This window comes from Curtobacterium sp. MCLR17_036 (assembly GCF_003234445.2).
Taxonomy (GTDB): domain Bacteria; phylum Actinomycetota; class Actinomycetes; order Actinomycetales; family Microbacteriaceae; genus Curtobacterium.
Genome location: NZ_CP126269.1, coordinates 1148915 through 1163180, shown reverse-complemented (window position 1 = coordinate 1163180; position 14266 = coordinate 1148915). Strand labels below are relative to the sequence as shown.

General features: G+C 72.0%; 14 protein-coding genes. 7 read left to right on the top strand and 7 right to left on the bottom strand.

The window, feature by feature from the left end; all coding sequences use genetic code 11:
- Positions 1-2: 2 nt before the first annotated feature.
- Positions 3-1592: a peptide ABC transporter substrate-binding protein gene (locus tag DEI99_RS05545; protein ID WP_258369197.1), complete on the bottom strand. Its 1590-nt coding sequence runs from the start codon at positions 1590-1592 to the stop codon at positions 3-5.
- Between the two features lie 180 nt (positions 1593-1772).
- Between DEI99_RS05545 and DEI99_RS05540 the strand changes: the two genes are divergently transcribed.
- Positions 1773-2399, top strand: a complete 627-nt coding sequence (locus DEI99_RS05540; RefSeq protein WP_071257167.1) for an FMN-binding negative transcriptional regulator — start codon at positions 1773-1775, stop codon at positions 2397-2399.
- Entirely contained in the window at positions 2396-3880 is a 1485-nt protein-coding gene (locus tag DEI99_RS05535) for an amidohydrolase (protein WP_111040695.1), read from the top strand. Before DEI99_RS05540 ends, DEI99_RS05535 begins: the two co-directional genes overlap by 4 nt.
- Positions 3881-3886: 6 nt before the next feature.
- Here DEI99_RS05535 and DEI99_RS05530 read toward each other — a convergent pair whose 3' ends face one another.
- The 3 genes from DEI99_RS05530 to DEI99_RS05520 are packed head-to-tail and all read right to left on the bottom strand — an operon-like array spanning position 3887 to position 5955.
- Positions 3887-4816 (bottom strand): Fpg/Nei family DNA glycosylase, encoded by a 930-nt coding sequence (locus DEI99_RS05530; protein ID WP_111040696.1) that lies wholly within the window; start codon positions 4814-4816, stop codon positions 3887-3889.
- Between the two features lie 19 nt (positions 4817-4835).
- On the bottom strand, positions 4836-5324 hold the full coding sequence (locus DEI99_RS05525; RefSeq protein ID WP_111040697.1) for a ribose-5-phosphate isomerase: 489 nt from the start codon (positions 5322-5324) through the stop codon (positions 4836-4838).
- A 22-nt stretch (positions 5325-5346) separates the two neighbouring features.
- Complete coding sequence (locus DEI99_RS05520; protein WP_111040698.1) at positions 5347-5955, bottom strand: helix-turn-helix domain-containing protein; 609 nt, start codon at positions 5953-5955, stop codon at positions 5347-5349.
- Between DEI99_RS05520 and DEI99_RS05515 the strand changes: the two genes are divergently transcribed.
- On the top strand, positions 5954-6472 hold the full coding sequence (locus DEI99_RS05515) for a GNAT family N-acetyltransferase (RefSeq protein ID WP_111040699.1): 519 nt from the start codon (positions 5954-5956) through the stop codon (positions 6470-6472). The genes DEI99_RS05520 and DEI99_RS05515 overlap by 2 nt on opposite strands.
- Before the next feature lie 172 nt (positions 6473-6644).
- Here the strand turns inward: DEI99_RS05515 and DEI99_RS05510 are convergent, their stop codons facing one another.
- Complete coding sequence (locus DEI99_RS05510; RefSeq protein WP_258369198.1) at positions 6645-7286, bottom strand: mycothiol-dependent nitroreductase Rv2466c family protein; 642 nt, start codon at positions 7284-7286, stop codon at positions 6645-6647.
- 122 nt (positions 7287-7408) lie between these two features.
- Between DEI99_RS05510 and pepN the strand changes: the two genes are divergently transcribed.
- The 3 genes from pepN to DEI99_RS05495 all read left to right on the top strand — a co-directional run bounded on the left by pepN (position 7409) and on the right by DEI99_RS05495 (position 11609).
- Positions 7409-10000, top strand: coding sequence for an aminopeptidase N (gene pepN / locus DEI99_RS05505; RefSeq protein WP_111040713.1), 2592 nt, complete (start codon positions 7409-7411; stop codon positions 9998-10000).
- 77 nt (positions 10001-10077) lie between these two features.
- Entirely contained in the window at positions 10078-11142 is a 1065-nt protein-coding gene (locus tag DEI99_RS05500) for a mechanosensitive ion channel family protein (protein ID WP_284180963.1), read from the top strand.
- Positions 11139-11609 carry a globin gene (locus tag DEI99_RS05495; RefSeq protein ID WP_258369654.1) on the top strand — a complete coding sequence of 157 codons (471 nt, stop codon included), beginning with the start codon at positions 11139-11141 and terminating at the stop codon, positions 11607-11609. Before DEI99_RS05500 ends, DEI99_RS05495 begins: the two co-directional genes overlap by 4 nt.
- A gap of 85 nt (positions 11610-11694) precedes the next feature.
- Here DEI99_RS05495 and DEI99_RS05490 read toward each other — a convergent pair whose 3' ends face one another.
- A complete protein-coding gene (locus tag DEI99_RS05490) occupies positions 11695-12537 on the bottom strand; it encodes an NAD-dependent epimerase/dehydratase family protein (RefSeq protein ID WP_111043026.1) in 843 nt (280 codons plus the stop codon).
- A gap of 51 nt (positions 12538-12588) precedes the next feature.
- The gene (locus DEI99_RS05485; protein WP_111043025.1) at positions 12589-13290 is read right to left on the bottom strand and encodes a DUF8185 domain-containing protein; all 702 of its coding nucleotides are present in this window, start codon (positions 13288-13290) and stop codon (positions 12589-12591) included.
- A gap of 69 nt (positions 13291-13359) precedes the next feature.
- Between DEI99_RS05485 and DEI99_RS05480 the strand changes: the two genes are divergently transcribed.
- Positions 13360-14217: an acyl-CoA thioesterase gene (locus DEI99_RS05480; protein ID WP_083404687.1), complete on the top strand. Its 858-nt coding sequence runs from the start codon at positions 13360-13362 to the stop codon at positions 14215-14217.
- The last annotated feature ends 49 nt before the right edge of the window (positions 14218-14266 follow it).

Genomic DNA, 14266 nt, shown 5'->3' with positions numbered 1-14266 from the left:
CCCTACTGCACGGTGATCTGCGGGACGACCGGGCTGCCGTCGACGGCGGGCAGCGACGCGATCTTCTCGCTGACGACGTACGAGTACTTGTCGAAGAAGGTCGGCACGACCGGGAAGTCGGCCAGGACGGCCTCCTGGGTCTGGGCGTAGTAGTCGTTCGCCTCGTCCTGGGAGCCGGCGGAGTCCGCCTTCGCCAGGAGCTCGTCGACCTGGTCGGACTGGTAGTACCCGGTGCAGGGCGCGCACCCGCCGGCGGTGGTGAACAGCGCCCGGAGGGTGTTCTGCTGGCTGGCGTACAGGGCACCCCAGTGGCCGAAGTGCGGGCCCTCGATCTCCTTGTCGGTGAGCTGCGAGTAGTACGACGCCCAGTCGGTGGTGGCCTTCGCCTCGGTGTCGACGCCGAGGTTCTGCCGGATCTGGTTCGCGTAGGCCTCGTACAGCGAGTCGAGGCCGTTGCCGCCCGGGTACACGAGCGTGATCGAGCCGTCGAACCCGCCGGCGTCGGCCAGGAGCTGCTTGGCCGCCGCCGGGTCGAACTCGCACGCCTCGCCGCAGATGCCCTCCTGCGTGCCGGACATGTTCGGCGGGGTGAGCGCGGTGGCGGGTTCGTACAGGCCGCCGTAGATGGCGTCGTTCACCTCGTCGCGGTCGATGGACATCGAGATCGCGCGGCGGACGTCGGGGTCGGCGTACCGGTCGTCCCAGAGCGGGAAGCCGAGGTAGTCGATGCCGGGGGCGTCGAACGAGTGCAGCCGGTCGCCGAAGTCGGCGTCGGCGCTCGTCATCTTGTCGGTCGGCAGGAACAGCACGTCCGCGTTGCCGGCGAGGACGTCGGTGTAGGCGGTGTTCATGTCCGAGTACGGCCGGAAGGTGACCTCGTCGGTCTTCGCCTTCGTGCCCTGGTAGCCGGACCAGGCGCTGACGGTGAACTCCTGGTTCGCCTTCCGCGCCTCGGTCATCTCGTAGGGGCCGTTGCCGATCGGCTTCGCGTCGTAGGCCTTCAGGTCGTCGTAGGCGGCCTCGGGCATCGGGTAGAACGCGGTCTGCGCCTGGCTGAGCTGCAGCGGGAACTGGCTGTCCGCGTGGGTGAGCGTCACGGTGAAGGTGTCGTCGCCGGTGACCCGCAGCCCGGACATCTCCTTCGTCGTCGGGGTGCCCTTCGCGGGGTTGAGGTCCGAGTAGCCGACGATCGCGGCGAGCTGGCCGCTGTTCTCCCAGGCGTTCGGCCCGTAGGCGGTGTGGTTCCACGCCTTCACGTAGCTCTCGGGCGTGACGGGCTCGCCGTTCTGGAACTCCCAGCCGTCGCGGAGCGTGATCGTCCACGTGGTGGCGTCGTCGCTCGTGACGCTCTCGGCGGCGACGTCCTGGAGCTCGCCGTCGGCGTCGGTCTCGGTGAGCGGGGCGAACAGGGCCAGGGTCTGCGTGAACGCGACGGTCTGGCGTCCCGGGGTCAGGTGGTCGGGCTCCCCGGTGGCGTAGACCAGGCTGCCGCCGCCGGCGGCGGAGTCGGCGTCCCCGCCGGCCGAACAGCCCGTGGCCACCAGCACCACGGTGGCGGCCGCGGCCAGCGCGGTGATCGTCCTGCGTCGCATGATTGCTCCTCGATCGGTGCGGCCGGGTCCCTGCCCGGCCGTCGTTGTCGAGGAACCTAGGGGCCGGCGAATCCCGACCACAAGACTTGTTTCAATGATCTCTGAAACCTTTACCGCGCTGAAACACGACGGAAACCCCGCCGCTCGCGCCCCGGCGGGCTGCTGTGCCACGCTCGGAGCATGCGGCACACACCCCACTTCCTGATGACCGACCCGGCCGAGGTCCGGCGGCTCGTCGCCGAGCACCCCTGGGCCACGATCGTGTCGCACACCGCATCGGGCATCGTCGCCTCGCACTACCCGTTCCTGCTCGAGGAGCCCCGTCCCGACGAGGACCCGGACGACCTCGTGCTCGTCTCGCACGTCGGCCGCCCGGACGAGGTCGCGCACGAGCTCGGGCAGCACGAGGTGCTCGTCGTCTTCCAGGGGCCGCACGGCTACGTCTCCCCCGCCTGGTACCCGCCGGAGCAGTTCGTCCCCACCTGGAACCACGTCACCGCACACGTGTGGGGCACGCCGGAGATCCTGTCCGACGACGAGAACTTCCGGGTGCTCGGCGAACTCGTCGACCACTTCGAGCGCGTCATGCCGGAGCCGGTGTCCCTGCAGGTCGACGAGGAGACCGCCCGCCGGATGGCGAAGGGCACCGTCGGGATCCGGATCCGGGTCACACGGGTCGACGCCCGCGCGAAGCTCTCGCAGAACAAGGCCCCCGAGGTCGTCGAGCGGATCCTCGCCGGCCTGCGGGGCGACGGCCCGTACGCGTCGCCGGCGCTCGCCGACGAGATCGAGCGGGTCCGGCCGTGACGGCGGGGACGCAGGAGGTCCTGCTCCGCACCGTCCGGCGGGTGGGCACCTCCGGCGCGCCGTCCGACGTCCGCGTGGTCGACGGCCGGGTGACCGAGGTCGCGCCGGCCGGCACGCTCGACCCCGCCGGCCCGGACACCGACGTCGTCGAGACCGGGGGCGCCTGGCTCGGCCCGGGCCTCGTCGACCACCACACGCACTTCGACCAGTGGGCCCTGGTGCGCCGCCGGGTCGACGTCTCCGGCTGCGACTCGGCCGAGGCGACCGCCGACCTGCTCGCCGCGGCCGCGCGAACCGGCGGGACGGACGGCGTGCTCGTCGGACACGGCTACCGCGACGGGATGTGGCCGCGCCCCGCACGACGCGCGCTGCTCGACGGGGCCGCACCGGGCCTCCCGGTCGTCGTCATCAGCGGCGACCTGCACGCGGTGTGGTGCAACGCCCTCGCACTCGCGCACTTCGCCGTCGTGCTCGGCCGGCCGCTGCCGGCGGGCGAGGACGGCGTCCTGCGCGAGCAGGACGCGTTCGACGTCACCGGCGCGCTGTCGCAGGTGCCGGACGCCGTGCTCGACGGCTGGGTGGCGGACGCGGTGGAGGCCGCCGCAGCCCGCGGGGTGACGCGTGTCGTCGACCTCGAGATGCGCTTCGGCCTGGACCGGTGGGTGCGCCGGGTGCACGCGGGGACCGACGGACTGCGCGTGTCCTCCGGGGTCTACCCGGGCGAGCTCGACGCGGTGCTCGCGCGCGGGCTCCGGACCGGCGACGTCGTCGAGGGCACCCGCGGCCTGCTCACGATGGGGCCCTTCAAGGTGATCACCGACGGGTCGCTCGGCACCAGGACGGCGGCGATGGCCGACGGGTCCGGCGTGCTGGCCTGGCCGTTCGACGACCTCGTCGCGATGACCCGGCGCGCGGTCGACGGCGGACTCGTCCCCGCCGTGCACGCGATCGGCGACCGGGCGAACACGCTCGCGCTCGACGTCTTCGAGGCCGTCGGCGCACGCGGCACGATCGAGCACGCCCAGCTGGTCGCCGACACCGACGTCGACCGGTTCGCACGGCTCGGCGTCGCCGCGTCGGTGCAGCCCGAGCACGCGATGGACGACCGCGACGTCGCCGACCGGCACTGGGCTGGCCTGACCGAGCGCGCGTTCGCCTTCGCCTCGCTCGCGCGGGCCGGCACCCGACTGCTGCTCGGGTCCGACGCCCCGGTGGCGCCGCTCGACCCCTGGGTGTCGATGTCCGCGGCGGTCGGCCGCGACCGTGACGGCCGCGAACCCTGGCACCCGGCGGAGCGGCTCACCGCGCTGACGGCGTGGCGCGGGTCGACCGACGGCGGCCGCACCACGGTGGCCGTCGGCGACGTGGCGGACCTGGTGCTCGTCGGGTCCGATCCGCTGGCGGCCTCGTCAGCGGCCCTGCGCGACGTGCACGTGCTCGCGACCGCGATCGCCGGACGGTTCACCCACCGCGAGCTCTGAGTCCCGCTACTTCTGGTCCTTCGGGCACCAGTAGAGCTTGCGGCCGGCCATGTCGGCCATCCGGATCTCGGTGCCGCACACCCGGCAGGGCTCGCCCTGGCGGTGGTAGACCCAGTGCCGGTCCTTCCGCGAGCGCTGCGCCTTCTCGTGGTCGGCGTCGGACAGGCCGTCCATGGTCATCATCAGGCCGTCGCGGACGCCGTCGTGCAGCAGCTTCGACCAGTCCGCCCACAGCGCCTTGGCCTGCTTGACGGTGATCTTCTTGCCCGGCTTGTACGGGTCGATGCGCTGCCGGAACAGCAGCTCGGCGCGGTAGATGTTGCCGATCCCGGCGACCACCGACTGGTCCATGAGCAGCTGGCCGATGGCGACGTTGCGCTTCCGGACGTTGTCCACGAACGTCTGCTCGGCCTCCGGGCCGTCGTCGTTGATCGGGTCCGGGCCGAGCTTGTCGAGCGCCTGCTGCACCTCGGCCGGGGTCTCGACGACGCAGGCGGTCGGACCGCGCAGGTCGGCGACGGTGTCCTCGGTCAGGATCCGGACCCGGACCTGCCCGACGGGGTCCGGCGGGAAGGACTCGATCGGGTCCTCGACCTTCTCCTGCTCGGCCATCCGGTACCGGGCGAGCCGGGGCGCGCCGATCGAGGCGAGGGACTCCTCGCCGTCGCCGTCCTCGGACAGCGCCTCGGCAGACGAGATCACGCCGGCGAAGTCCCACGCGCCGTAGAGGCCGAGGTGCACGCGCAGGAACAGGTCGCCCTCGAACTCCAGGAACATCTGCTTCGCCACGGCCCGCGCGGCGACCATGCGCTTGCCGTCGAGCTGCGCGGCCCCGGCGGCGAACCGCCCCTGCGGACTCGACACCTCGCACCGCTTGCCGACGAAGTGCCGGGTGAACTGGTTGGCGATGCGGTGGACGGAGTGACCCTCGGGCATTCGTCCTGTCTACTCGGGCTTACTGATCGATCTGCCTGCCGGCGATCAGCCCGGACGTCTCGTACTCGGCGAGCTGGGCGATGCGACGGGCGTGGCGCTCCTCGCCGGAGAACGGCTCGGCGATGAACAGGTCGACGAAGCGGATCGCCTCGGCCTCGGTGTGCTGGCGGGCGCCGATCGAGATGACGTTGGCGTCGTTGTGCTGGCGGGCGAGCAGCGCGGTCGACTCGTTCCAGACGAGCGCGGCCCGGATGCCCTCGACCTTGTTCGCGGCGATCTGCTCGCCGTTGCCGGAGCCACCGAAGACGACGCCGAGCGCCGGGACGCCCGCGCGCTGGTCCTGCACCACGGCGTGCGCGGCGTTGATGCAGAACGAGGGGTAGTCGTCGAGCGCGTCGTACGCGGTCGGCCCGTGGTCCACGACCTCGTGCCCGGCCTCGGTCAGGTGGGTGGCGAGGGTCTTGTTGAACTCGAGGCCGGCGTGGTCCGTTCCGAGGTGGATGCGCATGGCTCCGATCCTATTCCCGCGGTCACTGCCCCCGGACCACGACGACGACGTACCGCACGTCGGTCTCGCCCGGGTTCCGGTAGACCACGTCGGCAGGGTCGCCGAGCTCGATGCGGTCCCCCGCACCGAGCCGCGTGGGCTCGCCGCCGACGACGAGCTCGAGCACCCCCTCGACCACCCAGATGCAGTGCCGCAGGAACGCGTAGGCGGACGCCGGGTACGCCACCTCGCGGCCGGCCGGGAGGCGCACCTCGGTGACGTCCGCGGGGAACGCCGCGCTCGAGACCGGACGGCGGCGGTACCCGGTGTCGGGGTCGGTCCACGAGTCGGCGGTCGCGCCGCGCTGGACGCCGCGCGCCTCGTCGGGATCGGTCGCCCTGGGCACCTCGTGCTGCAGGGCCTCGTCGAGGAGCTGCGAGACCGTCAGGCCGAACGCACCGGACAGCCGTCCGAGGATCGTCGCCGTGGGGCTCGACACCCCGCGTTCGACGCGGTTGATCATGGCGCGGGACACACCGGACTCCTCGGCGAGCTCGGTCAGGCTCCACCGCCGTTCGGTGCGGAGGCGCTGGAGTCGTTCGCCGAGGGCCCGTTCCGCGAGACCCGAGTCGTCGTCTACGATGTGAGACATGACGACAGCATATGCGACGAACGGGGTCTTGATCCGCGACTGCACCCCGGCCGACCTCGACGTCGTGCACGCCCTGCACGTCGACGCCGTGCTGCACTCGACCGCCATCTGGCAGGACGAACCGCACCCCCGGTCGTACTTCGACAGCTGGCTGTCCGGACGGCAGGGCGACGGCTGGCCCGTGCTCGTCGCCGAGGTCGACGGCACCGTCGCCGGGTACGCCACCTACTCGCAGTGGCGGCCGCACCACGGGTACCGGCTGACCGTCGAGCACAGCGTCTACGTGGTCGAGTCGTTCCGCGGCCGGGGCATCGCCTCGGCCCTGATGCGGTCCCTCGTCGAGCGGGCGACCGCCGAGGGCCGGCACGTCATGATGGCGGGGATCTGCAGCACGAACACCGGGTCGATCGCCCTGCACGAGCAGCTCGGGTTCAGCACGGTCGCGGTCGTGCCCGAGGTCGGACGCAAGTTCGACCGCTGGCTCGACCTGACGCTCATGCGCCTGCCCCTCGCCTGACGGGGCCCGAACGGCGGGCGCGACCCGGGCCTCCCGTCCGCCCGTGGCTGCGCTGGCCGCGCGCTCGCGGCCGCACGTCGGCCCCTACCGGCTGCGCCCCGCCGCGGTCGTCGCGCCCCGACTCTCCGGGGCGCGACGACCGCGGCGGGGCGCGACAGGCGCGGACCGGGCGTCAGGCGGTGGTGTCGAAGACCGGGCCGACCGTGCGCGAGCGCTTGAGCTCGAAGAAGCCCGGGTACTTCGCGACCGCGACGACGCCGTCCCACAGGTCGAGCGCCTCCTGGCCCTTCGGCGCCGGGGAGATGACCGGGCCGAAGAAGGCGGTGCCCTCGACGGCGATCACGGGGGTCCCGACGTCCTGCCCGACGCGGTCGATGCCGTCCTGGTGGCTCGCACGGACGGCCTGGTCGACCTCGTCCGTCCAGGCGTACTCGAGCAGGTCGGCGTCCAGGTCGAGTTCCTCGAGCACCGCGGGGACGACCTGCGCGGGGTCGGACTCCTGGCGGTGGTGGACGTGCTCGCCGAGCGCGTCGTACAGCGGCTTGACGATCTCGTCGCCGTTCCGCAGGCGTGCCGCCGTGACGACCCGCGGGTACACCTGACCCTGCTCGAGGCGGTCGCGGTAGGTGTCCGGGACGTCCTGGTCCTCGTTGAGGACGAACAGGCTCATCACCTTCCACGTCACGTCGAGGTCGCGGTGCCGGGCGACCTCGTCGACCCAGCGGCTCGTCATCCAGGCCCACGGGCAGTTCGGGTCGAACCAGAACTCCACAGCGGTGCGGTCGGGCGTCTTGTCCACAGTCGTGTCCGTCACGCTTCGACCGTACGCCCCGTCGCTAGGCTGGAGTCCATCGTCCCGCCGGTGCACGACGCCGCTCCGGGACTCCCCCGCGCGGACACCGATCGTCCGCGTCCCCAGTGAAGATGGAGCGTTGCGTGCCCGGAGAGAACCTCACCCGAATCGAAGCACAGGAGCGCGCGAGCGTCGTCGCCGTGCAGACCTACGACGTCGAGCTCGACCTGACCCGCGGTGCGGAGACGTTCGGCAGCACCACCCGCGTCCGGTTCACCGCGACGGCCGGTGCCTCGACCTTCATCGACGCGATCACCGCGACGGTGCACTCGATCACGCTGAACGGCACCGCCCTCGACGTGGCGGCCGTGAACGACGGGGTCCGGATCCAGCTCGACGACCTGCAGGAACAGAACGAGCTCGTGGTCGTCAGCGACGCGCTGTACACGAACACCGGCGAGGGGCTGCACCGCTTCGTCGACCCCGTCGACGACGAGGTCTACCTGTACTCGCAGTTCGAGGTGCCCGACTCCCGCCGCATGTTCGCGGTGTTCGAGCAGCCCGACCTCAAGGCGGAGTTCACCTTCACGGTGACCGCGCCGTCGCGCTGGCAGGTCGTGTCGAACTCCCCCACCCCGGAGCCGCACGTCGACGGCGACGTCGCGACCTGGTCGTTCCCGCCCACCGCACGCATCTCGAGCTACATCACGGCGCTCGTCGCCGGCCCGTACGAGGTCGTCCGCGACGAGCTCACCAGCCGCGACGGCCGCACCATCCCCCTCGGCGTCTTCGCGCGCCGGTCGCTCGCCGCGTACCTCGACCCGGAGTACGTGTTCGAGACCACGAAGAAGGGCTTCGCGTACTTCGAGGAGAAGTTCGACGTCGCCTACCCCTTCGAGAAGTACGACCAGCTCTTCGTGCCGGAGTTCAACGCGGGCGCGATGGAGAACGCCGGTGCCGTCACCTTCACCGAGACCTACGTCTTCCGGTCGAAGGTCACCGACGCCATCAAGGAGCGCCGGGTCGTCACGATCCTGCACGAGCTCGCCCACATGTGGTTCGGCGACCTCGTCACCATGAAGTGGTGGAACGACCTCTGGCTGAACGAGTCGTTCGCCGAGTGGGCCTCCACGATCGCCACCGCCGAGGCCACCGAGTGGACCGAGGCGTGGACGACGTTCCAGGCGATGGAGAAGTCCTGGGCCTACCGCCAGGACCAGCTCCCCTCGACGCACCCGATCGTCGCGACGATCAACGACCTCGAGGACGTCCAGGTCAACTTCGACGGCATCACGTACGCGAAGGGCGGCTCCGTCCTGAAGCAGCTCGTGGCGTGGGTCGGCATCGACGCGTTCTTCGCGGGCGTCTCGGCGTACTTCAAGAAGCACCACCACTCGAACACCGAGCTGCGCGACCTGCTCGTCGAGCTCGAGGCCACGAGCGGCCGTGAGCTCACCGAGTGGTCGAAGGCCTGGCTCGAGACCGCCGGGGTGAACACGCTCCGCCCGGAGATCGAGGTCGACGAGTCCGGCGCGATCACGTCGTTCGCCGTGCTGCAGGAAGCGCCCGCCGACCACCCGACGCTCCGCCCGCACCGCCTGGCGATCGGCGTCTACGCCTTCCGGGACGACGCGTCCGCGCCCTTCGGCGCCGCGTCCGCCGGGGGCACGCTCGAGCGGGTCCACCGCGTCGAGATCGACGTCGACGGCGCCCGCACCGAGGTCCCCGAGCTCGTCGGCGTGCACCGCGGCGACCTCGTGCTCCTCAACGACGACGACCTGGCGTACGCCAAGATCCGTCTCGACGAGCGTTCCCGCACGACGGCGATCGAGCACCTCGCGTCGATCGCGAACCCGCTCGCCCGCTCGATCGTGTGGGGCGCGATGTGGGACGCCACGCGCGACGCCGAGTCGCCCGCGAGCGACTACGTCCGCCTGGTGCTCGGCAACATCGCGACCGAGACCGAGTCGACGACGATCCGCACCACGCTCTCGCAGCTGCTGCTGACCGCCCGGAACTACGTGGCACCGGCGAAGGTCGACGCCACGGTCCGCACGGTCGGCGACACGCTGTGGAACCTGGCGTCGAGCGCCGAGGCCGGCTCGGACGCGCAGTTCCAGTTCGTGAAGTTCTTCGCGCAGATCCCGTCCAGCCCCGAGCACGTCGCGACGCTCCAGGGCCTGCGTGACGGGTCCGTCACGCTGCAGGGCCTGGAGATCGACACCGACCTGCGCTGGGAGCTGCTCGAGGGCCTCGTGCTCGCGGGTGCGGCCGCCGGCACCGAGATCGACGCCGAGCTCGCCGCCGACAAGACCGCGTCCGGTGAGCAGGCCGCGGCCCGCGCCCGGGCGACGATCCCCACGGCCGAGGGCAAGCTCGCCGCGTTCTCGTCGCTGGTCGACTCGGCCGAGCTGCCGAACGCGATCGTGCGGCAGACCACGGTCGGGTTCCAGCACGTGAACAGCCCGGTCGTGCTCGAGGGCCTCGTGCCGGAGTACTTCGCCGTGCTCACCCGCATCTGGGCCGAGCGGAGCTACCACATGGCGGACACCATCGTCTCGGGCCTCTACCCGGCGCCGCTCGCGTCGACCGAGCTCCGTGACGCCGCCACGGCGTGGCTCGAGGAGCACCCGGAGACGCCGGCCCTGCGCCGCATCGTGACCGAGAGCCTGGCAGGCACGGAGCGCGCGCTCCGCGTGCAGGCCGCCGACGGCTCGGACGCCACCGGCGCCTGATCCGCATCCACCCACCCGGACGGGGTGTGGCGTTCCTCCAGGGACACCACACCCCGTCCCCCTACCATCGACCGGACATGATCTCGGCTGCAGACACCACCGACGTCCCGAAGTGGGCGTCCAACGCATTCACCCAGTTCGTCGACGCCTGGCACGTCCCCATCACGATCGTCATCACGATCCTGGCGGCGATCGTGCTGCGGCTGCTCCTCCGACGCATGATCAAGCAGGTCGTCGACCGTGTCGTGAACGGCGTGAAGAAGCGGCAGGGTGCCGAGGACACCCAGGCGCTCGTCGCGTCCCCGGTGCAGACCGCCCGCGTGGTCCAGCGCACCCGGACCCTCGGGAGCGTGCTCGAGAACCTGGCGACGGTCGTCGTGGTCGTCATCGCGCTCGCGATCATCATCCCGGTCGCGATCCCGAACGCCGCCGTCGGGATCGTCGGCGGCGCCTCCCTCGTCGCCGCCGGGCTCGCCGTCGGCGCGCAGTCGATCGTCAAGGACCTGCTCTCCGGCGTCTTCATGATCCTCGAGGACCAAGCCGGCGTTGGTGACGTCGTCGACACCGGCCAGGCCACGGGCGTGGTCGAGAACGTCGGCCTTCGGGTCATGCAGATCCGCGACGTCAACGGGATCCTGTGGTTCGTCCCGAACGGGCAGATCCTGCGGGTCGGCAACCTGTCGCAGGGCTGGTCGCGCGTGCTCGTCGACATCACGGTCCCCTACGACACCGACATCGACGCCGTGCAGGACGCCCTGCTCCGGGCAGCGGTCACGATGTCGCAGGAGCCCCGTTGGCGGCAGCGCATCGTCGAGAAGCCGGAGATCTGGGGGCTGCAGTCGATCTCCGACGACGGCATGGTGTTCCGGCTCGTCGTGAAGACCCGTGCCTCCGAGCTCGACGTCGTCGGCCGCGAGCTCCGCACCCGCCTGAAGCGCGCCGTCGACGAGCTCGGCATCACCCTGCCCGCGATGGCGATGATCATGCCCGAGGGCTGGGAGAACGCCACCTCGATCAACGGCCTGCGCACCGTCCGCACGCAGCCAACCCCCGCTCCGACGCAGCCCCGCCGCCCCCGGCGCACCCTGCTCGGCAAGCCGGCCCAGACCGACCGCCCCGACGACGGGAACGACCCCAGATGACCGACCCCACGCCGCCGAACGGCATGCCCGGTACGCCCGGCACCCCGGGGCAGCCGATCACGCTGCGAGTCGGCGCGAACGGGGCCGCCGCCACCGGGTCGCTGTTCGACCGCATCGGCGGGGCACCCACCTTCGACCGCCTGGTCCGCCGCTTCTACGAGGGCGTCCGGCAGGACGACGTGATCTGGCCGATGTACCCGGCCGACGACCTCGACGGCGCGATCTGGCGGCTGTCGTCGTTCCTGCAGCAGTACTGGGGCGGACCGGGCACCTACAGCGAGGAGCGCGGGCACCCGCGCCTGCGGATGCGGCACATGCCCTTCCGCATCACGTCGGAGGCACGCGAGCACTGGCTGCAGCACATGCGCACGGCCGTCGAGTCGCTCGGGCTCGCACCCCTCGACGAAGCCGAGCTCTGGGCGTACCTCGACCGAGCCGCGCACGCCATGACGAACACGTTCGACTGACGCCCGGCGGTCTGCCGCGATCCATGACGGCCGGGAGGCCCGTGGCGGACACGGCCACGGGCCTCCCGGCCGCCACCCGGTCACCTCACACCCGGTAGGACCCGTCCGCCAGGTCCGCGACCAGTGACGGGTGGGCCGGGGCCCAGCCGTACGCGGCGCGCGCGTGCGCGCCCGTCGCCTCCTGGTGCAGGAGCAGTGCGTCGGCGAAGTCGGTCCCGAGGCGTGCGCGGCTGTCGTCGGCGCTCTCGGCGACCACCGGCGAGCCGTGTGCGCCGGCCTCGGCGAGCTCGCGCACCGTCGGGGCGTCCCCGTTCACGGCGACGACGGAGCCGTCCTGCTCGGCGCGTTCCAGGGCGAGGACGTAGAGCTCGCCGAGGTCGTCGACGTGCACCGTGGTCCAGCGCTGCGATCCGTCACCGACGAGCCGCACCGGTTCCGTGCCGTCGCCGACGAACATCGTGGGGATGCCGCCGCCGTGCCCGTACACGATGCCCGGCGCGACGATCGTGGTGCGCACGGCGCTCGCCCGGACGGCGGCCTCGTTCGCGGTCCGCCACGCGGTCAGCGCGGGCGGGTCGACCGGCGACTGCTCGGAGATGTCCGTCGAGTCGCCGAAGGTGAAGACGCCGCCGGTGTGCACGAAGGGCTTGCCGGTGCCGTCGAACGCCGCGAGGACCGCGCGGACGAAGTCCGGGTCGACGTCGGGCGCCGACGCGGTGTGCACGACACCGTCGTGCTCCTGCAGCAGGCGGTCGACGACCGCGGCGTCGGTCAGGTCACCGACGACCGCGTCACCCCCGGCGTCACGGACGCGCTGCGCCTTCTCGTCGGAACGGACGAGGGCGGTGACGTCGTGCCCGTGCGCCACCAGCGCACGCAGGACGGAGGAGCCGATGAAGCCGGACGCGCCGGTGAGGAAGACGTGCATGCCCCCACCCAACCACCGGCGGTCGCAGCGGCGCCCGTCAGAGTGAGAGCGTCAGAGGGAGAGCGTCCAGGCCCGACGCTTCACGAGCACGTGCCCGCGCGACGTCGTGAGCCGGCTCCACGGACCGGTCTCGAACAGCCGGACCGGGTCGTGCCCGAGGAACCCCAGGCTCTCGCCGGCGAACCCGGCCCCGGCGGGCAGGTGCTCGATGCCCGGAACCGGTCGCCCCCAGACCTCGGAGCGGACCTTGCGGACGATGGCCTCGCCGGCGTTCGACGGCACGGCCTCGGCGACCTCGGTGATGCCGTCGCGCGTGGCGCGTCGCAGGAGCTCCGGCGAGACGTCCGGCAGGGGCACCCACCCGCCACGCGGCGGCGAGATGGCCGCCCACGTCACCGTGTGGACCTCGTGCGGGAGCTCGACCTCGATCGGGGTCGCCCGCGTCGGGTCGGCACCCTCGGCGTGCTCGGCGTCCTGCGCCTCGGCCAGCAGGCGGAGCCGCTCGAGCAGCGACTGCAACGGCACGACGGCGTCGATCGTCGCGGGCTCGGTCAACGAGAACGTGCGCAGCCCCAGCACGGTCGGCAGCTCGTCGAGCAGGCCGAGCGGGTAGAGGATCGCCGTGTACACCGCGAGGACACCGGAGTCGGCGATGAGCCGCACCGAACCGTCCTCGATCCGGGCTGCCCGCCCGAGGTAGGTGCGGAGGTCACCCAGTGAGGCGGCGTCGGGAAGCGTGAACGAGGTGCTCATGTCGGCTCCGATCCTACCGGCCGTGCCCGGGTGCACCGGTGCCGTCCGGCCGTTCGTAGACTGCACCACGTGAACGGAGAACCGGACTTCCTGCGGACCCTGCGACTCGAGGACACGGGCGCGAGCACCGGCGAGACCATCCTGACCGGCGTCAGCCACTGGTCACCCGGCGGGCGGGTGTTCGGCGGGCAGGTGCTCGCGCAGTGCATCGTCGCCGCACAGGCCACCATCGAGGGCCGCGACATCCACTCGATGCACGGCTACTTCCTGCGCCCCGGCGACATCGACGCCCCGATCACGTTCGGCGTCGAGCGCATCCACGACGGCCGGTCGTTCGCGACCCGCCGCGTGCAGGCGTACCAGCAGGGGGTGCCGATCTTCTCGATGATCGCCTCGTTCCAGGCGCCCGACACCGGGGTCGAGCACCAGGACGCCGTCCCGGTGGACGTCCCCGACCCGGAGTCCCTGCCGTCGGCGGCGTCGATCCTGTCCGCGATCGACCACCCGGTGGCGCAGGCCTGGGCCGAGCGCTCCATCGACCTGCGCCACGTCGAGGGTCCCGTGTTCGTCGACGTGCAGGGCGAGCACGTGGCGCACCAGGCCGTGTGGTTCCGCGTGCAGGGCGACCTGCCGGAGGACCGCGCCCTGCACCGCGCGGTGCTCGGCTACGCGAGCGACCTGTCGATCCTCGAGCCGATCATGCGCCGCCACGGTGTCGCCTGGGGCACGCCCGGCGTGAAGAGCGCGAGCCTCGACCACGCGATGTGGTGGCACCGCGACGGCCGGGCGGACGACTGGGTGCTCTTCGTCGAGGAGTCCCCCAGCGCTCAGGGCGGACGGGGCCTGGCCCTCGGCCGGATGTTCTCGCGCGACGGACGGCTGCTCGCCACCGTGGCGCAGGAGGGCATGATGCGGGTCCCGCGCTGACCCCTGCGGGACCGCTTGCGGGTCGCGGGCCGTGCCGGTGCCGGTGACG